17 protein-coding genes (1 of these 17 cut by a window edge) are annotated in these 21,913 nt (G+C 39.6%); 9 read left to right on the top strand and 8 right to left on the bottom strand.

All coding sequences use genetic code 11. The features are described 5' to 3' along the window. On the bottom strand, positions 1-1,225 hold the start of the coding sequence (locus tag R2800_00265; GenBank protein ID MEZ5015462.1) for a ligase-associated DNA damage response DEXH box helicase. Its footprint begins 1,271 nt before the window's first position; 1,225 of the gene's 2,496 nt are visible here — the first part of the coding sequence; its start codon is at positions 1,223-1,225; its stop codon lies beyond the left edge, outside the window. A 566-nt stretch (positions 1,226-1,791) separates the two neighbouring features. On the opposite strand from R2800_00265, the gene R2800_00260 reads away from it, so the two are divergent. After that, positions 1,792-2,487, top strand: a complete 696-nt coding sequence (locus tag R2800_00260; GenBank protein ID MEZ5015461.1) for a hypothetical protein — start codon at positions 1,792-1,794, stop codon at positions 2,485-2,487. Between the two features lie 58 nt (positions 2,488-2,545). On the opposite strand, the gene R2800_00255 is transcribed toward R2800_00260, so the two are convergent. Next, on the bottom strand, positions 2,546-3,346 hold the full coding sequence (locus tag R2800_00255) for a methyltransferase domain-containing protein (protein MEZ5015460.1): 801 nt from the start codon (positions 3,344-3,346) through the stop codon (positions 2,546-2,548). 115 nt (positions 3,347-3,461) lie between these two features. Between R2800_00255 and R2800_00250 the strand changes: the two genes are divergently transcribed. Then, positions 3,462-4,004 (top strand): hypothetical protein, encoded by a 543-nt coding sequence (locus R2800_00250; GenBank protein ID MEZ5015459.1) that lies wholly within the window; start codon positions 3,462-3,464, stop codon positions 4,002-4,004. A gap of 27 nt (positions 4,005-4,031) precedes the next feature. Further along, a complete protein-coding gene (locus R2800_00245) occupies positions 4,032-5,585 on the top strand; it encodes a methylmalonyl-CoA mutase family protein (GenBank protein ID MEZ5015458.1) in 1,554 nt (517 codons plus the stop codon). Here R2800_00245 and R2800_00240 read toward each other — a convergent pair. Beyond that, complete coding sequence (locus R2800_00240) at positions 5,582-6,661, bottom strand: DUF3810 domain-containing protein (GenBank protein ID MEZ5015457.1); 1,080 nt, start codon at positions 6,659-6,661, stop codon at positions 5,582-5,584. The genes R2800_00245 and R2800_00240 overlap by 4 nt on opposite strands. 129 nt (positions 6,662-6,790) lie before the next feature. Between R2800_00240 and R2800_00235 the strand changes: the two genes are divergently transcribed. The 3 genes from R2800_00235 (at position 6,791) to R2800_00225 (ending at position 9,808) form a co-directional block, all read left to right on the top strand. After that, positions 6,791-8,026 (top strand): 4-hydroxy-3-methylbut-2-enyl diphosphate reductase, encoded by a 1,236-nt coding sequence (locus R2800_00235; GenBank protein ID MEZ5015456.1) that lies wholly within the window; start codon positions 6,791-6,793, stop codon positions 8,024-8,026. Positions 8,027-8,037: 11 nt separating this feature from the next. Next, the gene (locus tag R2800_00230) at positions 8,038-8,382 is read left to right on the top strand and encodes a 5-carboxymethyl-2-hydroxymuconate Delta-isomerase (protein MEZ5015455.1); all 345 of its coding nucleotides are present in this window, start codon (positions 8,038-8,040) and stop codon (positions 8,380-8,382) included. Between the two features lie 118 nt (positions 8,383-8,500). After that, positions 8,501-9,808, top strand: a complete 1,308-nt coding sequence (locus tag R2800_00225; protein MEZ5015454.1) for a T9SS type A sorting domain-containing protein — start codon at positions 8,501-8,503, stop codon at positions 9,806-9,808. A gap of 161 nt (positions 9,809-9,969) precedes the next feature. Here R2800_00225 and R2800_00220 read toward each other — a convergent pair whose 3' ends face one another. The 5 genes from R2800_00220 to R2800_00200 form a co-directional block, all read right to left on the bottom strand. Beyond that, positions 9,970-10,509: a DUF4287 domain-containing protein gene (locus R2800_00220; GenBank protein ID MEZ5015453.1), complete on the bottom strand. Its 540-nt coding sequence runs from the start codon at positions 10,507-10,509 to the stop codon at positions 9,970-9,972. A gap of 73 nt (positions 10,510-10,582) precedes the next feature. After that, positions 10,583-14,023, bottom strand: coding sequence for a pyruvate carboxylase (locus R2800_00215; GenBank protein ID MEZ5015452.1), 3,441 nt, complete (start codon positions 14,021-14,023; stop codon positions 10,583-10,585). A gap of 141 nt (positions 14,024-14,164) precedes the next feature. Then, a complete protein-coding gene (locus R2800_00210; GenBank protein ID MEZ5015451.1) occupies positions 14,165-14,812 on the bottom strand; it encodes an ElyC/SanA/YdcF family protein in 648 nt (215 codons plus the stop codon). After that, on the bottom strand, positions 14,809-16,557 hold the full coding sequence (locus tag R2800_00205) for a PAS domain-containing protein (protein ID MEZ5015450.1): 1,749 nt from the start codon (positions 16,555-16,557) through the stop codon (positions 14,809-14,811). The genes R2800_00210 and R2800_00205 overlap by 4 nt, the downstream gene beginning before the upstream one ends. An 80-nt stretch (positions 16,558-16,637) precedes the next feature. After that, the gene (locus R2800_00200; protein ID MEZ5015449.1) at positions 16,638-18,233 is read right to left on the bottom strand and encodes a peptide chain release factor 3; all 1,596 of its coding nucleotides are present in this window, start codon (positions 18,231-18,233) and stop codon (positions 16,638-16,640) included. Positions 18,234-18,385: 152 nt separating this feature from the next. On the opposite strand from R2800_00200, the gene R2800_00195 reads away from it, so the two are divergent. The 3 genes from R2800_00195 to R2800_00185 are packed head-to-tail and all read left to right on the top strand — an operon-like array spanning position 18,386 to position 21,859. After that, positions 18,386-18,949, top strand: a complete 564-nt coding sequence (locus R2800_00195; GenBank protein ID MEZ5015448.1) for a hypothetical protein — start codon at positions 18,386-18,388, stop codon at positions 18,947-18,949. Between the two features lie 38 nt (positions 18,950-18,987). Next, complete coding sequence (locus R2800_00190) at positions 18,988-19,806, top strand: purine-nucleoside phosphorylase (protein ID MEZ5015447.1); 819 nt, start codon at positions 18,988-18,990, stop codon at positions 19,804-19,806. A gap of 43 nt (positions 19,807-19,849) precedes the next feature. Beyond that, positions 19,850-21,859 carry a putative porin gene (locus R2800_00185; protein MEZ5015446.1) on the top strand — a complete coding sequence of 670 codons (2,010 nt, stop codon included), beginning with the start codon at positions 19,850-19,852 and terminating at the stop codon, positions 21,857-21,859. Positions 21,860-21,913 lie beyond the last annotated feature (54 nt).

The following is a 21,913-nucleotide window of genomic DNA, read 5'->3' as shown; positions in this document are numbered from 1 at the left end:
GTATCATCACATCGAATGCTACCACAACAGGTATTCTGCTTTCTATCTGTTCAGCATCATAAGCTTTTTGCAAGGCTGCTGCTTCTACAATTTCTAGAGAATGCGTTGGAACAAAATAGATATTACTTACCTCGCCTGGCTGATGCCCACTACGCCCCGCTCTTTGCAAGAAACGTGCAATACCCTTGGGGCTGCCTACTTGTATCACCGTGTCAACAGGACGAAAGTCTACCCCCAAGTCTAAACTAGCCGTACAGACCACTACTTTTAGTATGCCTTTGTGCAATGCCTCTTCTACCCAAAATCTAGTTTCGGTATCTATAGAGCTATGATGCAATGCAATAAGACCCGCTAAGTCGGGCGCTTTCTTTAACAGTAGTTGATACCACAGCTCTGCTTGCGAACGGGTATTGGCAAACAACAACGTTGTACCACTATTGTTAATAACAGGTAACACCTCATCTACCATCTTCAAACCCAAATGCCCTGCCCAAGGAAAACGCTCTACAGTTTCAGGCAGTATAGTGTGCATCTTTATTTCCTTTTTCAAGTCGGCACGAACGATGACACCATTATCACTATTGCCCAAAAGCACCAACATAGCTTCCTGCAAATTGCCAATGGTAGCAGAGATGCCCCATATAGACAACCCCACACCACGTGTATTATCGGTTAGGTTTTTAAGGTGTGATAATGCCAGCTCTACCTGCACCCCACGCTTAGAGCCCAGCAGCTCGTGCCACTCGTCTACCGCAACGCAAGTCAATGTTTTGAAAAACTGTTGATGGTCTTTACTACCTATGAGTAAATGCAAACTCTCTGGGGTAATGAGCAGCACCTCGGGCATGTTGAGTTTTTGTCTCTGCCGTTCTGCTGTGGTAGTATCACCATTACGTACCCCTACCTTCCAAGGTATGCCTAGCTCTGCCAATGCTTCTTCCATAGCACGGTGAATATCTTTGGCTAAAGCGCGCAAGGGTGTTATCCAAAGTAGTTGCAGCCCGTTTTTCTTTTTGGTTTGATAATCGGGATTACGGTTGATCCAATCGATAACTACTGCTAAAAAAACAGAATAGGTTTTACCAAAACCAGTAGGTGCATTCACCACCCCACTCAACCCCTCTAGGTGTAGCTGCCAAGTCTCTTCCTGAAAAGGGAATGGCGATAGCCCTTTGGCTGCCAGCCAATCTTTTACGACTTGTAGACCTGTGTTTTTTTGAGGCAAATTTTGGATGTATATTTAAGACTTCTAAAATACACTAATTGATCAAGACCTATAAACTTAATAATCTATGGCAACCTGCAGCATTTAAAGAAGCTGTTATAATACAATTAGTATTATCAACAATCATAGTTGCGCTAACTATAGCTGTTAATAATCTACTCTTCTTATTAATCCTTTTACCAATAACATTACCCTTCATTATAATTACGTATATACATTACACTTACTATAGAGAGAACCTAAACTGCATATTAACAATAGACAAAAACAAGTCGTTGATTACCATTCAAAAAGATGGGAGCTCACATGAATACAGATTAGAAGAGATTAAATTCATAGAACGTAATATTCTGTCCCGTACAAGTATTAGACTAATCCGACATTCTGATTATTGGTACGTTCGGATAAAATTTAAAGACAATAAGGTGTTCTACTTTTCTTGTTTAATGACAGACTATCTAATATTTGACACCTTAATGCCAGTAACAGTACGAACTCGCTTCTATCCATATTTAAGATATGATGATAGTGATTTAATTAAGTAGCAATATTTTCAAACCAAAACTATGGAAGAATTTTACATTGGGGGATATTATCTAGTTGAAGGCACATCGCTTCATGACTATATGAACAGCTCTGTTCTTCCAAATAAAATCTGGAGTGTTAGCAACTGTATATGCAACATTCATCCGAATCTTTCTGCTCTATCATGGAGTTCTTGTTCGGACGAGGATAGGCTAGCGTATAAACAAAAACTCAGTCTTACAAAAGAAGAATTTCAACTATTGCAAGAAGAAACAGATAACCTATTTAATGACAAGAAAGTTGGATGGGTAGAAATGTTTACCGACAGAGAAGCTTCTATAAGTTTTGCAAAAAAGCATCTTACCAATATTGAAAACATTAAGCTGTTAATGATAGCAACAAGCGCTGAATATAGAAACCGTTTTTTACAACAAGCAAAAACTGAAGAAGCTAATACCGGCGTTCATCATTGCTTACAAAAAGGGAATATGGTAGAGAATAATGACAACTTTAAGGGGTTTGATATCTTAGGATTTGAATTAGGAAGTTTTCACTCTTTCATTTGCAATAGCCTCGAAACTGAATTTACAACCAAATTATATATTACACTTAATGAGAATGGGCTAATAAACAGTTATACCGATGCCCAAAAAGCTAATGATTATATGTTAGATCCATACTATACAAAGGAACATATTTTATGGATGCCATGGGCTGTTTATGAACTCCAACTTTAAAAATGTGAACGTCTAACTATAATAACACATTTTCACTACATCATTAATAGCAATATTTCTACCCCTTCACCGCCTTTATCGCATACATCATAGGGATGATACCTTCCATTCCTTTTATCTGCCATTTGCCTTCGGCAATTTTTACGGTGTTTTTAAAGCAGTCGTATGCCGCCCAGTCGTATTCTTTAAATACTTCTATTGTCAACCCAGCATCTATCAGTGATTGTATGATGTCTGACAGGGTATGATTCCACCCTACTTCTTTCATTTGTATATCTGCCGCTCGCTCGGCATAGGTACCTTCTAGTGTTTCTACTATTGGTCCTGTATTAAAATAAGAATATTGGAACTTGGTAAACTCATTGTCAAACATCCATACCATCGGGTGAAAATCAACGATTATCATTTCACCACCTTGCTTTAACAAACCAGCAACTACTTTTGCCCAACGTTCAGCATCAGGGTGCCAACCCAACACGCCGTAGGTATTAAACACTACATCAAACTGTTCCTCCAGCACTTCAGGCACATCATATATATCCGAAGCAATGAATTTGGCTTCCAAGCCCATTTTCTCCGTTAGCTCATTAGCATAATCAATAGAGGCATCCGATAGGTCTACCCCTGTCATCTTTGCACCCATTCTTGCTAGCGACAAAGTATCTTGCCCAAAATGACATTGCAGATGTACAATGTTCTTTCCCTTTACATCCCCTAACAACTCCAGTTCAGGCGTTTTCAACGAAGTATTGCCCACCAAAAAACCTTCCATATCGTAAAAATCAGACTTCACATGGTGTTCCGTCTTTTCATTCCACAGCTTTCTGTTTATCTCAATATAATTCTCTTCTGCATTCATAATAGCTTAAAAATAGCCTATTTGACCATTATAGAGTAAGATTAACAAGCAAAATTGCCATACCCCAACAAAATCTATTTATTTTGCGGGTTGATAAATTGATATAGCAATACTTATGGAGACCGTTTTAGAAATATTGAAGTATACCATCCCTTCTATTATTATGCTCATTGCCACTTATATAGTGATCAGTAAATTCTTAGACTCGCAGGTGACACGTAAGCAAATAGAGCTTTTTAAAGAAACTCAAGGCACTACCATACCGTTGCGCCTACAAGCTTACGAGCGTTTGGCATTATATGTAGAGCGCATCAACCCGCGCGCCCTGATACCTCGTATTTACCAAGCAGACATGAACGTGGCAGTATTGCAACATGTGATGGTACACCATATCAAAGAAGAGTTTGACCATAACCTGTCGCAACAGATATATGTATCGAACAAAGTATGGGATACGGTACGCGGCGTGAAGGAGCAAGAAATTGCCATGATTACCACAATAGCGAAACAACTGAACCCAGAGGCACCTGCTAAAGAATTTCATCAACGTATTGTTGACGCTATCCTTACCGATGAGCAAGCTCTACCTACAGAAGTAGCGCTACAGATCATTAACGAAGAAGCGAAGCGTGTATTAACACACGGACCACAAGCCTAATTCTAATTTTATAAAAAGTAGTAAGACGTGAGTGATAAAGTATTTAAGACCGACTCTGGCATAGAAATAAAAGAAGTATACACCGAGCCATCCAATATGAATGAGCTACCCGGTGAGTTTCCCTATACACGTGGCGTACATGCCTCTATGTATCGTAGCCGCTTGTGGACCATGCGTCAGTATGCGGGCTTTAGTACTGCCGAGGAGTCTAACAAACGTTATCATTATCTATTGAGCCAAGGGGTGATGGGCTTGTCAGTAGCATTCGACTTGCCAACACAAATAGGTTACGACTCTGATGATGAAATGGCAGAAGGCGAAGTGGGTAAAGTAGGTGTGGCTATCGACTCATTGGAAGATATGGAGATACTCTTCAAAGGCATTAAGCTGGAAGATATTTCTACTTCCATGACCATCAATGCATCAGGTTTTATTCTTTTGGCACTATATATTGCCCTGGCTAAAAAACAAGGTGCAGATATCAAGAAAATATCAGGAACGATACAGAATGACATACTTAAAGAATATGCAGCGCGTGGTACATACATCTACCCACCTGCACCATCTATGCGTGTCATCACCGATATATTTGAATACTGTAGTAAAGAAGTACCTAAATGGAATACCATTTCTATTTCAGGCTATCATATTCGTGAAGCTGGCTCTACAGCAGTACAAGAGTTAGCATTTACACTAGCTAATGGTAAGGCCTACCTTAAAGCAGCTATAGAAAAAGGACTAGACATAAACGTATTTGCAAAACGTTTATCCTTCTTCTTCAATGCACATAACAACTTGTTTGAAGAAGTAGCTAAGTTCCGTGCAGCGCGCCGTATGTGGGCTAAGATAACTTCTGACTTAGGCGCGACTGACCCTAAAGCGCAGATGCTCCGCTTCCATACACAAACTGGTGGTAGCACACTTACAGCGCAGCAACCTAAGAACAACATTATTCGTGTATCACTACAAGCACTAAGTGCGGTACTAGGTGGCACACAGTCATTACATACCAACGGTTACGATGAGGCATTATCCTTACCTACTGAGGAAGCTGCTACAATAGCATTGCGTACCCAACAGGTAATTGGTTATGAAAGTGGTGTAACAGATACTGTTGATCCACTTGCGGGTTCTTATTTTGTAGAAAACCTCACCGACCAAGTAGAAGCGGAAGCGTGGAAACTTATTGACAAAATTGATGTAATGGGCGGTGCTGTAAAAGCTATTGAGCAAGGTTTCATTCAGGAAGAAATTGCTCGCTCTTCTTACCAATACACAAAGGACATAGAAAGTGGTGCTAAACCAATAATGGGTGTCAACAAATATGTAACGGACGAGGTGAAAGACACGCCTGTTTTCAAAATAGATGATTCTATTCGTCAAGTACAATCGGAGAAGCTAAAAGCACTCCGCGAAAAACGCGACAGTGAGAAAGCAAAAGCATCTCTAGAAGCAGTACGTGCTTGCGCTAAGGGTACAGACAATTTAATGCCTGCTGTAATAGATGCGGTAGAAAATTTGTGTACGCTTGGCGAAATAGCTAATGTGCTTCGCGAAGAGTGGGGTGAGTTTAGAGGCTAAGGAATAGCAATTAGTTTTTGCTTGAGTGTATCACTAGCTTGCTCCCAAGCCCAAGTGGTCACAGTTGCTTTTTTGTAAGAGCCCAAACCTTCTTTCTGTTGTAACATTTTCAAATACTTATCGTATGCTGCTGAGCTGTACGCACTTAAATCTGTTTTATAACGTTTGCGTATATCTCTCAAGGTATCAATGTGTGCTAATGTAAGTCCATTTAAATCGTGTTTGATACTATTGGCTTTTGCACTATCTACAATGTACATTTTGTAATGTGTATACAACCATATATTGAAGTAAGCTGAATACAGAAACGTAGTATCCTCAGTTTTTGTTCCCAATACAAATGCCAACAAATTCGCATCATCTTCTGCTGCTATACCCGATTGGTGTGCCAACTCATGGCTGACTACAAATGGCAACATAAATTTGGGTAAAAACCGATTCACCTGTGCTTCACCTGTAAGTGGATTATAATACCCCTGTATACCCATATACTGCATGGCAAAGTTGAAGAGCGATGGTTTAATATTCAGTCCGTGCAGTTTGGTTTTACAGTCGGTGTGTTCATCATAATATTTTTGGGTTCGTTTTTTTACTTCCTTAAAAGCTAAGGGCTGGTAGTGCATCGCATAGTCGTTCAGCTTACTGACCAAATATCTATCGTACAGCTCTAGTGTAGTATCATAACTCCATTTGCTTTTATCCATCTGCCAATGTTCAGCTAGCGATGGTTTGAAGTAGTTGCCGCCCCAACCTATAAAAAATAGTATATACACCACACAAAGCACGATCACAGTATTGAGCATGGAAGCTCCTAAGCGCTGCTTATGTGTTTTGAACTTGATAAGATAAACTACCCAGCGAACAAGTGTATATATTATCAAAACACTCAAGATACTATACAATATATCCCCCATACTGATGGGCACTAAACCAAAGAGCGCATTCCGTACAGACTGATAAGGAGCAAACAGAAAACGGCTATACCAATCTACCCACTTTGGCGCATGCGGTAGCACCTGCTGTATAATGGCTATCAGCAGTACCAGAGGGATTAAGACCAATAATTTTCGTTTCATACTAGTCAGTATAGCTCTTCGAATTTATTGATTAATACAATAGCTTCCTTAAACAGTTCCTAATATTTATAAAAGCATTAAGTATCTCTATTATAAGCTGCGCCTTATTGCGTAACTTTGCCCACGATTATGAAATCATTCGACGTACCTGTACAATACCGTAGTCCGCTGATAACTGCTATAAAGGAGCAACGTAAAGCAGCAGACAAAATGAAAAAAGACTTTGCACCCACCGCCTTAAACTTGGGCGATGTGACAGTGTACTTGGCGCGTCATTTCGGATTTTGCTATGGGGTGGAAAACGCTATTGAGATAGCCTTCCGCGCAGTGAATGAGAATAAAGATAAACGTGTATATCTACTCAGCGAAATGATACACAACCCTGGTGTGAATGCCGACCTTTTGGATATGGGTGTACAGTTCATCATGGATACAAAAGGCGGTATACTGATAGACTGGGACGAGCTAACGAGTGAAGACATTGTCATCATCCCTGCTTTTGGTACTACCATAGAGCTGGAGAACAAACTGAAAGAAAAAGGCATTGAGCCATCGCGCTACGAAACCACCTGCCCCTTTGTAGAAAAAGTATGGAACCGTGCAGAGAAGATAGGTAAGGATGGCTACACCATTGTAGTACACGGGAAACCAAGACACGAAGAAACACGCGCTACCTTCTCGCATAGCAAAGAGCATACACCAACCGTAGTGGTGAAGGATATGAGCGAGGCAGAGCACTTGGCTAAATATATAACAGGCGCACTACCTGCCGAGCAGTTTTATACTGATTTTGAAGGGCAATACTCTAGTGGATTTGATGTAACCAAAGACCTACAACGTGTAGGTGTGGTGAACCAAACCACCATGCTAGCAAGCGAAACACAGGGTATAGCCGACTACCTGAAAGAGGTAATGATAGCGCACTACCAACTGGCTGCCGATGAAATAAAAAATCATTTTGCGGAAACACGCGATACTCTTTGCTATGCTACCAACGACAACCAAAGTGCTGTAATGGGTATGCTGGCACAAGAGGCCGACTTGGCTATTGTGATTGGTGGGTACAATAGTTCTAATACCTCTCACTTAGTAGAACTATGCGAAGAAAAAATGCCAACCTATTTTGTAAAGAATGAGAGCTGCTTGATAGACGACAATATCATCTCTCATTTTGACCTGCACACACACGAAGAAAAAACAACGGCCAACTACCTACCCAACCAACGCCCGCTCAACATTATGGTGACCAGCGGTGCCTCTTGCCCCGACGCACTGGTAGAGGGTGTTGTAAAACGCATTGCCGAGCTAACAGGCAACAGTGAGGGTTTGGAAAGCGTAATGCAGGAGTGGATGACCAACGAATAAACAAAACAACTATGCCGCATTTTATTATAGACTGTTCTGAAAATGTACTGACCTTGCAAAACCCCAAGGAGGTGATGCGCCGAGTACACGACACTGCCGATGCAACAGGACTATTTGCCAAAGGAAATATTAAAGTAAGAATGCGCCCTTACGAGCATTATAATGTAGGCAATACCGAAAACGATTTCATTCATGTATTTGGGAATATAATGGGCGGGCGAACCATTGAACAAAAAGCCGACCTCTCTAAAAGAATTACCCGAACACTCAACGAGCTTTTCCCCGATGTGCCTGTTATCTCCATCAATATTATAGACTTTGAGAACGAGAACTACTGCAACAAAGGCATGTTGTAGATTAAATGAACAAACAGTACAAATCATAGTGCCTATGAAACTTGTACAATATTTACTTATTTATGACGTTGCAAATACACAGAAATACTAACTTGTCCCCATACAAAATCTTATCCTTATGAAACCCGTACTACTATTCCTATCAACCCTTCTTATATCTTATACCGCTTGTGCTCAAACAGTAGTATCTGGAGGCATATATAGCAATACAATATGGAACAAATCTGCCAACCCTATAATTGTCAAAAATGAGGTGGTTGTTTTTTCTGGTGCTACATTATCAATAGGCCCGGGAGTCGTTTTGAAATTTGACAAAAATGCAAAGATAACTGTAAGGGGTCACCTAAATGTAATCGGGAGTAAAAACGACAGTATTAGATTTACGTCGAACTCCCCTACACCTATGGCAGGAGATTACCTTGGCATTGTAAGCGAAGTAAATAGCGCTGTACCTTTTGGCCAGAAAAACAATCAGATAAATATTAATTATGTGGTTGTTGAATACGCTAAAGAATTTCTTGATTTTGGGGTATCTGGCGGAAATGGACCTTACAGTATTAAAAATAGCCGTTTCAACAACAATCTAAATATTCTTCAATATCTATCAGCAGCTTGTAGATCAACAAGTTTTTACTTTGAGAACTGCCTTTTTACTAATAATAAATTTTGTATAACTGGTGGTGGCGAGGATCAACATGTATACATTAATAACTGTTGGTTTATTAAAAACGAACAAGGCACGAGTGGCGGATATGTAACTAATTGCTTTTATACAGAAAACACTAAACTAGGAGCCTTCTTATATCATGAAATACACAATTCTTATTTTTTCAACAATGAAATTGGTGCAAATGTAGACATGCATCATGATACAAAGTTTGTAAACAATCAGGTTTACAATAACAAAATTGGAGTAGTTATTAACAGAATGACATCTCCAACTCCCGGAATACTATTTGAGAAGAATAAAATATGTCACAATACTACTTGGAATATTAGACATGACTTTACTCACAATATTGACTTAACCGACAATTGTTGGTGTTCTAACGACTCTAGTTTTATTGCATCGAAAATAAGAGATGGGTACGATGATATATCATACGGGTTGGTAAAATTTGATTATCACCTTAATTGCACTACCACAACTCCGCCACAACTAAACATTTCTCGTAGAGTTTTAAAAAATACTCAGTCAAAAGTTTTTATCTCTCCTAATCCCACAAAAGAAAAAATAAAACTTACTTCTGAATATTCAGATTATCAAGTGACAATTAGTACTCTTGATGGCCAAATTCTCAAACACCTAAATGTATCTTCTAATTCCATAACAATTGACGTTTCCTTTTTCCCATCTGGCCTATATATATTGAAAATGCAAAACGAAAATGGTTTAAATCAAACTGAAAAAATTCTTATTCAATAACACTAATGAGTTCAATTTTATAACATAAAATTGATTTTAGTCGAATAATTTAGCATTAGTATATCGTCACCACCAAGTCATTGGTATTAACTGGCAGGTATATCAAAGTCAAGCTTTAGCATCAACCATTTTGCTTGCTCAATCATTATAAGGTCTATTATTTACAGTGTATCTTGAAATTCCTTTAAACACTCTTTCCAAAAAGCTTTCCATTCAGCTACTTCTTCGGCAGTGTTTAGCTTTTCATGGTTTACACCAAACCCTACTTTTGCAGGTGCTTTCTGGTATATATTTATATTCGCCTTGCTATCATCTGCCAATAGTGCACGCCAGTAGCGCCACTTATCGGTCTTGGTAATTGTAGGCGGTTCTTTATAAGGCACAGTATTCAGGCTATCCTTATCTTTCATAAAGTTTTGCCATGCGGTAAATACGGCATCCATAGTACCTGCTAATGTTTTACTAGCACCCGCCTGAAAGTCCCCTTCACAGCTCTGCCCTACCTCACGCCTGCCTATCATCCGTTCATACTCTATGGTAATGGTTTGCGCCCACCAAAAACCTATGTCATGATCTTCTACAAGTTTTGCTGCAATTTCTTTATGAGATAGTTTACTTAGGTTTTGTTGTTCCAGTAGCGATAGCCACTCATCCCAAACTTTACCTGTTGCTTTCATTACGGCTTTGTCAGATGTGCTCATATTGCAAATAAAATAAAAAACTCGCAACCACTAAAAGTAATTGCGAGTATATAAAAGTATTTACTTAATACAATTAGTCCATCGTCACCACCAAGTCGTTAGTGTTTACCAGTGTACCTTCGGTGAGTTCTATAGCCGCAATGCTACCTGCATCGTTAGCGGTAATTACCGTCTCCATCTTCATGGCTTCTATTACAAATAGCGGCTGGTTCTTTTTCACAGCATCGCCTTTCTTAACCATTAGCTTAGAGAGCATGCCTTGTAGCGGTGCGCCTATATGCTTGTCGTTGTCTTTGTCTATTTTTCTATTCTCTACCTTGTCTACTTTTACAGAGCGGTCCAGTATCTCAATATTACGCGTCTGTCCGTTTAGCTTAAAGAACACCGTACGCATACCATGCTCATTCACATCGCTAATGCTCAGCAAGCGCACCAGTAGGGTTTTACCCTTAGCAATCTCTATAGTAGCCTCCTGCCCCATCTCCATACCAAATAAGAACAGCGGTGTAGGCACTACAGACACATCACCATATTGGCGGTAAAATTTCAGATAGTCTTCAAACACCTTAGGGTATAGCTTGTACGAGAGAAAATCGCAGAGCTCTAAGTCGTTGCCCAGCTCTTCTCTAAAGGCTTTTAGCTCCTTATCAAAATCAACCGGTTCTAAATGTTTGTTCGGTCTGTCGGTAAACGGCTCTTTATCTTTCAGTATTATTTTTTGTAGCTCCTTCGGTAGTCCGCCCTCTGGTTGCCCCAGCACACCCATAAAGAATTGCTGCACCGACTCGGGGAAAGAAATGCTGCCACCCTTCGTCATCACATCTTCACGGCTATAACCATTCGCCACCATAAACTGCGCCATATCGCCCACTACTTTAGAACTTGGTGTCACCTTCACTATATCGCCAAACATATCGTTTACCGTAGCATACATTTTCTTGATATCTTCAAACTTATCTTCCAGTCCCAGCGCCTTCGCCTGCGGACGAAGATTAGAATATTGCCCTCCCGGTATCTCATGGCGGAACACCTCTGCAGCACTCGCCTTCAAACCACTCTCATAAGGGTAGTAGTACTCACGCACCGCCTCCCAGTAGTTAGAAAACTCGTTCAGCGAATCAATATCGTAATGATGCTCGCGCTCATGGAATTTCATCATCTCCACTATGGCATTAAAGTTGGGCTGCGAGGTAAGCCCCGATACTGCACCTAATGCCACATCTACCACATCAACACCAGCCTCTATGGCTTGCATATATGATGCAGGTTGTAGCGAAGAGGTATCGTGCGTATGTAAATGTATCGGTATGTTCACCGTATCTTTCAAACCAGCTACCAGTTCTTTAGCCGCATATGGTTTCAATAAACCCGACATGTCTTTTATCGCCAAGATGTGCGCACCTGCATTCTCCAAATCTTTAGCTAAGCGTAGGTAATAGTTCAAATCATACTTCGTGCGTTTTGCATCCAGTATATCACCTGTGTAGCATAATGCCGCCTCTGCCAAACCACCCGTGCGGTTACGTACCATTTCTATACATGGCGCGATATTCTCCATCCAGTTCAGTGAGTCGAATATGCGGAAAATATCTACGCCCTTCTCCCAGCTTTGTTCTACAAACTTTTCAATCAAGTTGTCAGGGTATGCTGTATAGCCAACACCATTAGCCCCACGAATGAGCATCTGTAACAAAATGTTGGGCACTGCTTCTCTTATCTGCTCCAAACGCTTCCACGGGTCTTCGTTCAAGAAACGCATAGCCACATCAAAAGTAGCACCACCCCATACTTCCATACTGAAAGTTTGGGGATGTAGCTTTGCAAAATGCTTGGCCACCTTTAGCATATCATGCGTACGCATACGCGTAGCCAATAGCGACTGATGTGCATCACGCAGGGTAGTATCGGTATAATGTATTTTCTTTTCTTTCTTCAACCACTCACTAAACTTATCAGGACCAAGTTCCGTCAACAAGTCTTTAGTTCCTTTAGGGTATTCCATCCCCAATGGAGACATTGGTATCTCAGGCTTACGAAACTCACGACCATCATACTTAACCTTAACATCAGGATTGCCGTTTACCGTAACATCTGCCAAGTAGCGCAATGTCTTTGTACCCCTATCTTGTCTTTTCTTGAAATGGAATAGTTCAGGATGCTCTTGTATAAAGCCTACTGTTGTCTGTCCACTGCGGAAACCCTCGTGTGTAATTAAGTTTTCTAAGAACGGTATATTGTTCTTCACACCACGCACGCGAAACTCACGTAATGCCCTATGCATTTTCATCGACGCATCTTCCAAACTCAAGCCCCATGTACTCACCTTCACCAACATACTATCAAAAAACGGACTGATCTTCATACCAGCATAAGTACTACCTTCATCTAAACGCACACCAAAACCTGCAGCATTACGATAAGTTACTAGAGTACCATAGTCGGGTTTGAAATCGGCAGCAGGATCTTCTGTTGTGATACGACATTGCACAGCCACACCATCAATAGATAGTTTGGACTGGTCGCCTATTCCTACTTCCTTATCGCTTAGCTTATAACCGTCTGCTATGTATAATTGTGTTTTTACCAAGTCTACACCAGTCACCATTTCTGTAACAGTATGTTCTACTTGTATACGTGGGTTTACCTCTATGAAATAAATATCTTCTTTGGCATCTACCAAAAATTCTACTGTACCTAAGTTGTTATAGTTCACCTCTGCAGCTATAGAGGTCGCATATTTATAAAGTTTATCTTTTGTTTCCTGCTTTAGGGTAACGGCAGGTGCTACCTCTACCACTTTTTGGAAACGACGTTGCACGGAGCAATCACGCTCAAACAAGTGAACGATATTGCCATGATTATCTGCTGCTATCTGTACCTCAATATGCTTGGGATTCTCTACATATTTTTCTAGGAACACGGTATCGTCACCAAAAGCATTCTTTGCTTCGCTTCTTGCTTCAGGGAAAGCTTTTTGCAAATCGGCATCAGTACGCACTACACGCATACCTCTACCACCTCCACCTGAAGCAGCTTTCAGCATCAATGGGTAGCCTATCCTATTAGCTTCCTTAAACGCAATATCAATATCAGCGAGCGCTTCTTTATTACTTTCTATAATAGGCACCTGTGCTTTTATAGCAACTTCTTTTGCTGTTACCTTATCACCCAGTGCCGACATCACATCAGGACGAGGACCAACGAATATGATACCATTATCCGCGCACTTCTGAGCAAAGGTTGCATTCTCAGAAAGGAAACCATATCCAGGGTGAATAGCATCTGCACCACAATCTTTGGCAGTAGCTATTATCTCATCTATATTCAAATAAGGCTTTAGCGGATCTGTATCTACTCCTATTTGGTAAGCCTCATCCGACTTGTATCGGTGTAGCGAATACCTATCTTCATAAGTATATATTGCCACAGTGCTGATCTGCAATTCAGAAGCGGCACGAGCTATACGAATAGAAATTTCTCCTCTGTTGGCTATAAGGACCTTTTTTATCTTCATAATCTCTTAGTAATTCTTTCTTTGCTGGGATAAAGGTAATGCAATGCGATACCATTATTATGAGCATTGCTCCCAATTATGTTTAAATATTCCTTAATTATTATTCTATGTGATTTTTTACTACCAATAAATGATAGACATTTAAGGAATCGTCACTTCGATTTTAGAGCCGTAAAATTTGGGCTGCTTATTGAACATTAAGTCTATCATCATTTTCACTCTCGCCAAACGTTCTCTCAACTGTACTTTATAACTATATGCTCGAGGAACTTCCTTTGCATTAAATGCAATTGCTTTTATTTTTTTTCTATTCGCAATAAACAAGGCTCGTTCATTATGAAATGGCTGCGATATAATAGTAAAATCCTTCTCGCCAAATACAACATTACACCTCATGATACTATCTAATGTTCTAAAACCTGCATAATCCAAAAATATCCTACCCTCTGGTATTCCTCTTGCAATTAGATCTCTCTTCATGGTATTGGGTTCATCATATTGCTTGGTACTATTGTCACCGCTCACTAATATACAATCTATCTTACCTGCTTTGTACAGTTTCACCGCAGCCTCTATTCTATATTTGTAGTACAAGTTCACCCAACCTTTTTTCACATACTTAGATGTACCCAACAACAGTCCCACCTTTTTATGAGGAATACTTTTCACATCATTATACATCTGTTTTTTTACAGTAGTTGATACTGTTATATCTATAACCAAAACGCATACCACCAATGCAATTACGGATATCACCGCAAAGCGTAGTATCTTTTTAAATTTGGTCATTTAAATACTGTTTTTGCTGTATCCAGCTTCGGTATAGATAATGATACTTCTGTACCTACATTTTTTTCGCTTACAATATTAAACTTGCAATTATTCTTCTCTGCAAACTCCAAACACATTTTCATACCTAACCCTGTTCCTTTTTCTCCATTTGTACCTCTGGTAGTAAATATGTCCGACTCATTCAATATCTTATTTACAGTTTTTTCATCCATACCCTGCCCCGTATCTCTCACACTTATTTCCGCATATCCATTTTTCTCGTTTGTATCAATTGTAATCACACCATTTTCAGGAGTAAACTTCACAGCGTTGTTCAATACATTACGAACAATAAGTACCATTTGGTTAAAGTCAGCATAAGCATGTATTAAATCAGAGGGGCTATACTCTAGCTTTATATGCTTATCATCCATAGTGTATTTGTATAACCTTATACACTCTTCCACTACATCACTCACTAGTATATCAGAAGGAGCAACTTCCCAACCACTGAGTTGTGTTTGTGCCCACTCCAACATATTATTCATAGAGTCAGACAATGTAGTTACATTATTCGAGGTCGACTGCAGATGTTCTAAAAACTCCTCTTTATTGATTACATTTTCTTTTAATAATTCTAAAAGCCCCTTCAAGTTATTTATCGGCGTACGTAGGTCATGTGTGATAATGGAAAGCAACTTATCTTTTGAGTTACTAACTGACAACAACTTCTCACGAGTACTAACCCTATCCGTTACATCTATTATCGATCCGGCCATCCTTATAGGCTCGCCTTCTTTATTCCATATAGCTTGCCCTGAAGTCTCATACCACCTGTAAGTGCCATTCTTATTCAGCATTCGCACCTCATGTTTATATGGTGTACGTTTTTTTAGGTGTTGGTCTACCGAGTTTAAAATTTTATCCTTATCCTCAGGGTGCAATAATATATTCAAAAAGCTATCGTAAGTCGAAGGTATATCTCCACGCTCATACCCCAGCACCTCAAAAAACCTATCGGACCAATTTTCTTCACCTGTCATAATGTCCCATTCCCAAACACCAGCCTTAGTACCTGTTATAATTAGTTCGTTGGTCTCATACAAACTTTCTATTACCTGTTTTTGTTCTTCAAGTTCCTCTTGCTGCTTCTTTACCTTTTTATACATATTCACTAACCGCTTGTGATATGGATAAACAAAAACGATCATTTCTATTACGAGCAACAGACCAGAGAATAACGCCAGTAACTTTTGACTATTGGCAGATCTTTCCAAGTCATCCGCAGCATTTTGTTCTATAGTAGCAACAATATTGTCCATCTTGGGCAAATAAATCTGCTCTTCACTTCTGATCTTATTCAACAAACTAGTGCCGAGGTTTCCTTCAGCTACTTGTTCAAAACCAGCATATAGACTTTGGAAATATGGTGTTAACTCTTTGAACTTTTCTAAAACCTCGGGGTGACCGTCCTCATATATATTTACACCGTCACTACTATTTTCCAATGCAAAATGTGCTTTCTTCCACTGCTCTAAATTATCCTTTATAGCTTGTGAAACGTCCTCTCCATTTTGCGCTTGCAGGCTTAACTTGGTCAGTTTTTGACTCAACATCCTCTGCTTACCAGCAACATTTAGAGTTTTAGTATACTCTAAATTTCTACTGATCTCTTTTTTAATGTTAACCCTGTTAGCAAATACAAGAATTGCTATGGTACAAAAGAATAATATATATGGCCAAAAATACTTAAGCTTGAACATAAGATACAACACGGTGATATTCCTAAAGTTAGGAAATATTCATCATGCTAAAAGTTACAAAAAAAAATGTTCTACTGCAATTACTCAGCCATCGCTGTTTTAAACTCACTAGTAAAGTGGAATTGTATATCAGGGTTGTTTTGCTTCTCTGTATTGAGGAACCATTCGCTTTGTGCTAAGTAAACAAGATTACCATCTTTATCTTCCATGATGTTACTTTGTTTATACTTAATAAACTCCTCTATTTTTTTCTTATCACCTGTTATCCAACAAGCTTTGTAGAAATTCATTGGAGCAAAGGCGCAAGATGCACCATATTCATGCAACAAACGATATTGTATCACCTCAAACTGAAGTTCACCTACACAACCAATGATCTTTGTATTACCTCTATGTTGCACAAAAAGTTGAGCTACACCCTCATCTGTTAGCTGACGAATACCTTTATCCAACTGTTTGGTTTTCATAGGGTCTTTATTCACCAACTCTTTAAATAACTCTGGCGAGAAGGTAGGGATACCTGTAAATTGTAGCTCTTCTCCTTCCGTAAGTGTGTCTCCTATCTTAAAGTTTCCTGTATCGTACAATCCTATTACATCTCCCGGATAAGCATTCTCAACTACATCTTTCTCTCTGGCCATAAAAGAATAAGGGTTACTAAACCTTACATCCTTCCCTACACGTGTATGTCTAAAGTATTTATTACGCTTGAACTCTCCTGAGCATACACGCAAGAACGCAATTCTATCTCTATGTCTTGGATCGAGATTGGCATGTATCTTAAATATGAATCCTGAGAATTTATCTTCAGTAGGCGCCACAAAGCGGGAACTAGTTTGCCTGCCCAAAGGTGTAGGTGCTATATCAATGAAAGTATCTAATAGCTCCTTTACACCAAAATTATTTACAGCACTACCAAAAAACAGTGGTGCTATCTGACCTTTCATATATGCTTCAATATCCAGATCACCATATACCCCATCTAATAGTTCAGCATCTTCACGTAATTGGTTTGCATCACGCTCACCAACTTTTTCGTCTAAAAGCTTATCCTCTAAGTTTGAAATAGGAATACTATTATCATCAGTCACCCTCAAGTTAGGTGCAAAAAGATTCAAGCTTTTATTATGTAGATTATAAACCCCTTTGAACTCTTTACCCATGTTAATAGGCCAAGTAGTTGGGTGCAGTTGTATATTCAGCTCTTTTTCAATTTCGTCTAGCAAATCGAAAGGAAACTTACCGTCACGATCCATCTTGTTCACAAACACTATCACAGGCGTATCTCTCATCCTACACACTTCCATCAACCTTCTGGTCTGCATTTCCACACCATTCACGCTATCTATCACAAGTATTACGCTATCCACAGCTGTTAAGGTACGGTAGGTATCTTCAGCAAAGTCCTTGTGACCAGGTGTATCTAATAGGTTTATTAAAGTATCTCTATACTCAAAACACATTACCGACGTTGCTACCGATATACCACGCTGCTTCTCTATCTCCATAAAGTCACTCGTAGCATGTTTTTTTATCTTATTGCTCTTCACGGCACCAGCCACCTGTATAGCTCCGCCAAAAAGAAGCAATTTCTCGGTCAATGTAGTTTTACCTGCATCGGGGTGAGAAATGATAGCAAATGTTCGCCTACGGCTTATTTCGTTTTGAATACTCATACTTACTAGCTAAAACTGAAAAATGACGGCAAAGTTCCGAAAACTATGGCATTAAAACCCATTTTTTTAAGATGTGGATACTTAAATGATAAAAAAAATACATCATTTCAACAGCAATATTACATTTGTGGTAAGCAAATGCTGTTCCATATATGTCATCCACAAGAATACAGGACGACCTTTTAAAGGAGTTTAACGAAACAAAAAAAATGATTTACGAGCAGGTAGAACTGCTTGACCCTTTGGCTACGTCATTGAGAAAACCTGCTGCACAGCGGTTAATAAATAAAGGAGCTTTAGCATTTACTGAGATAGTTTTATACCTGCTTTTTGCAGGCACTATACTATTCGCCTTTTTCATGAATAAGATATATCCCTTCTATATACTTACAGAAATGAAGTATAAGCCGGAATATAGACCGCTAGGCATCGAAAAAATTGAATTCTTAAACATCACTATATATGCTGTAGTTGGCATTATCGCATTGCTATTTTATGCATTGGCGCGCACTGTTAGGCATATTAGATTGAAAAACAACATCCTAAACCTTGCTGGAAAGAATATCAAACACATTGTAGGGCAACACTTAGAACGCAAAGCTGTTATTGATGCAATAGTGCAAAGGCATTTTTTAGAATTGCCTAACACTCACTTAGAAGAAGGTGTTGTAACTTCGGCAAACGAAGTTGCTAACCCTGGCTACGACGAAGCATAGCCTTTGTTCTCTTTTAATAAAATACATTTACATAGCATATGGCACTTTACGATAAAATTGTAGAGACCACCTCTTTCATACTCGAAAAAATCAAGATCAAACCCACTGTTGGTATTGTACTAGGTAGTGGCCTAGGCGACCTTACTAATACCATAACAGTAACTACAAGGTTAGCGTATAAAAATATACCCCATTTTCCTGTATCTACCGTAGAAGGCCATACTGGCGAATTACTTTTTGGCACTATAGCCGACAAACCTATAGTAATGATGTCGGGAAGGTTTCATTACTATGAGGGCTACAGCATGCACGAGGTCACCTTCCCCATACGCGTCATGAAGGCACTAGGTGTTAGCACTGTAATACTTTCCAATGCATCCGGAGGGATGAACCCTAAACTACAAGTGGGAGATATTATGATCATCAACGATCATATCAATCTATTCCCTGAACATCCGCTACGAGGCAAAAATGATGAACGGCTGGGTACTCGCTTCCCTGACATGAGTGAGCCCTATAGTCATCATCTTATTAACCTTGCTACGGATATAGCCCAAGAACAAGACCTACCGATACATATAGGCTGCTATGCAGGTTTGCAAGGACCTACTTATGAAACGCCTGCCGAATATAACTGGCTACATACCATCAAAGCCGATATTGTGGGTATGAGTACCGTACCCGAAGTAATAGTGGCTAAACATGGCAATATGAATGTATTTGCTGCAAGTATAGTAACAGACTTGGGCGTAACGGGACAGGTCAATACGGTTTCTCATGAAGAAGTGCTGGCTGCAGCCAATAAAGCTGCACCAAAACTAGCCAACTTAGTTACTGAACTCATTAAAAGGATATAAGCATATTAAGTTATCTTTGCGGGCTATACGAAACAGATCAAGATTGTCTCAACTAAAACAGACATTACTAACTATACACTGCTTGTTGATAATAGTATTATTGTCAACGGTAAATGTTAGCGGGCAAAGCAACCCTGCAGCTCCGTTAAACATAGAGCCCGATACGGTTAGCTTTAAAAAATCAAATACTGATGAGTGGCATAATGGCGATGTTAGGATCCACTACACCTACCTTGGCTCTAATAAAGAACATACTCCAGACTCAAGCATTCATAGTTTCCACCGCCGCGCTTTGGCACAACCTTGGCAGCGAGACCTAGGCAATCAAGGTGGCCCTTCTCAAAGCCTACTCTTTACTACAAGAACTACCACAGGACCAACCCTTGGTTACTTTATCTATGATGCCTATCGTTTTACTGTAGACAGCTTAAGATTTTATAATACCAACAGACCATACTCTGCTTTCACCTTCCAGCTAGGTAGCAAACTAGAACAGGTAGCAAGCATACACCATACGCAAAACATTAAGCCCAATTGGAATTTCTCAGTTGAATATCGTAAGATATTCTCTCCTGGCTATTATTCTATACAACGTGCCAACCACGATAATGGCAACCTTACCACACATTACAGAAGTATAGACAGACGTTACAATTTATATGCTGGTGTGGTATATAACAAAGAGCAAAACGATGAAAATGGCGGCATCTTAGCTGATAGTCTTTTATCAGACCCTGCTTATGGAGACCGCAGAACAGTACCTGTAGCTTTTGCCAATTCAGGATTTGGGACTTCGGGAACCACAGTACCCCGTTCTTCTGTCAGCAATACCTTAAGAGACTATAGTGCCTTTATTGACCATAGCTATACTTTTGGAAGTACTGACACTACTTATAATGAAGATTCTACTCAATACTCTTTGGCACTTACCCCAAGATTTAGCATCAGGCATCGACTACAAGTAAGTGGCTATAAGCATGTGTTTAATGATGTAAGACCTGACTCCTTACGATATGTTGGGTTCTTCAATCAAAGTTTTGCGGGCAATGGTGCCGATTCCGTATACTCAGAGCAAAAATGGTCTTCTATTGACAATAAACTTGTGTTGAACGGCTTCTTAGGCAAAAGAGAACGTCAATTACAATTCAGTACAGGCTTAGGTTTAAGGTCTGATAAATTCAGTACCAACTACCTTGTCGGTACTGAAACTGAAAATATTGCAAGCATTTATGCTATTGGAGGGCTTCAAAAAGAAGCACTTAGATCGGGTGAGTGGTTCTATAATGCTAACGCTACATTCTTTATAACAGGTGCGGCATCGGGCAACTCCCTATTGCAAGCATCCATTGGCAAAGACCTGAAAGATGATTGGGCCACCATTGATATAGGTGCTTCACAACTCATCACCAATGCTCCTTATAGTTATGGCTTATATATCAACCAATACGATACTATAAACAAACAGTTGAGTAAAGAAAGCTATACACAGCTTTATCTAAAACTATATAGCCGTAAACTCAACCTACTTGCCGGAGCAAGAAACTATATTATAGCCAACTATGCTTACCTAAATGCTACTCAACGTCCCTACCAATACGCTCCAACATTTAATATTGCTCAAGTTTGGGTACAAAAGATATTTAGATGGCGCAGTATAGTGCTGGATAATGAGCTAGTTTACCAACAGCCTACAAGTGGAGCTCCTATCAACGTACCACAACTACTGGGCAGACATCAGCTAAGTGTAGAAACCAAGATATTTAAGAACACACTGAAAGTAGCTACAGGTATTCAAATAAGATATCATAGCGGCTATGCACCTTCTGGCTACAGTCCATTCTTCAATCGTTTCTATTATCAAGACACTTATTCCGTAAGCAATGCTCCCGAAACTGCCGTTTTCTTCAACTTTAAGATCAAGAAACGTTTTAGAGCGTATGTGATGGGCGATCAAATGCAACAATTATTTACTACTAATAACTTAATAGCACAAGGGTACGCAGGGCAAAATGCCATGATACGTTTTGGCTTCAACTGGATAATGGTCAATTAGAAATAAAAACCATATAAGCTTATTTTAATTTATTATTAAGTCTAATTGTCACAT

This window comes from Flavipsychrobacter sp., from assembly GCA_041392855.1.
Lineage (GTDB): Bacteria > Bacteroidota > Bacteroidia > Chitinophagales > Chitinophagaceae > UBA5543.
Note: the sequence above shows the minus strand (reverse complement) of the source record. Positions and strands in the feature narration are given on the sequence as shown.

Excerpts from the sequence above, each read along its gene's own strand:
- R2800_00240 (MEZ5015457.1), bottom strand. The coding sequence starts at position 6,661 with ATGAAACGAAAATTATTGGTCTTAATCCCTCTGGTACTGCTGATAGCC.
- R2800_00235 (MEZ5015456.1), top strand. The coding sequence starts at position 6,791 with ATGAAATCATTCGACGTACCTGTACAATACCGTAGTCCGCTGATAACT.
- R2800_00215 (MEZ5015452.1), bottom strand. The coding sequence starts at position 14,023 with ATGAAGATAAAAAAGGTCCTTATAGCCAACAGAGGAGAAATTTCTATT.
- R2800_00195 (MEZ5015448.1), top strand. The coding sequence starts at position 18,386 with ATGTCATCCACAAGAATACAGGACGACCTTTTAAAGGAGTTTAACGAA.
- R2800_00210 (MEZ5015451.1), bottom strand. The coding sequence starts at position 14,812 with ATGACCAAATTTAAAAAGATACTACGCTTTGCGGTGATATCCGTAATT.
- R2800_00190 (MEZ5015447.1), top strand. The coding sequence starts at position 18,988 with ATGGCACTTTACGATAAAATTGTAGAGACCACCTCTTTCATACTCGAA.
- R2800_00205 (MEZ5015450.1), bottom strand. The coding sequence starts at position 16,557 with ATGTTCAAGCTTAAGTATTTTTGGCCATATATATTATTCTTTTGTACC.
- R2800_00260 (MEZ5015461.1), top strand. The coding sequence starts at position 1,792 with ATGGAAGAATTTTACATTGGGGGATATTATCTAGTTGAAGGCACATCG.
- R2800_00250 (MEZ5015459.1), top strand. The coding sequence starts at position 3,462 with ATGGAGACCGTTTTAGAAATATTGAAGTATACCATCCCTTCTATTATT.
- R2800_00200 (MEZ5015449.1), bottom strand. The coding sequence starts at position 18,233 with ATGAGTATTCAAAACGAAATAAGCCGTAGGCGAACATTTGCTATCATT.
- R2800_00230 (MEZ5015455.1), top strand. The coding sequence starts at position 8,038 with ATGCCGCATTTTATTATAGACTGTTCTGAAAATGTACTGACCTTGCAA.
- R2800_00255 (MEZ5015460.1), bottom strand. The coding sequence starts at position 3,346 with ATGAATGCAGAAGAGAATTATATTGAGATAAACAGAAAGCTGTGGAAT.
- R2800_00220 (MEZ5015453.1), bottom strand. The coding sequence starts at position 10,509 with ATGAGCACATCTGACAAAGCCGTAATGAAAGCAACAGGTAAAGTTTGG.
- R2800_00225 (MEZ5015454.1), top strand. The coding sequence starts at position 8,501 with ATGAAACCCGTACTACTATTCCTATCAACCCTTCTTATATCTTATACC.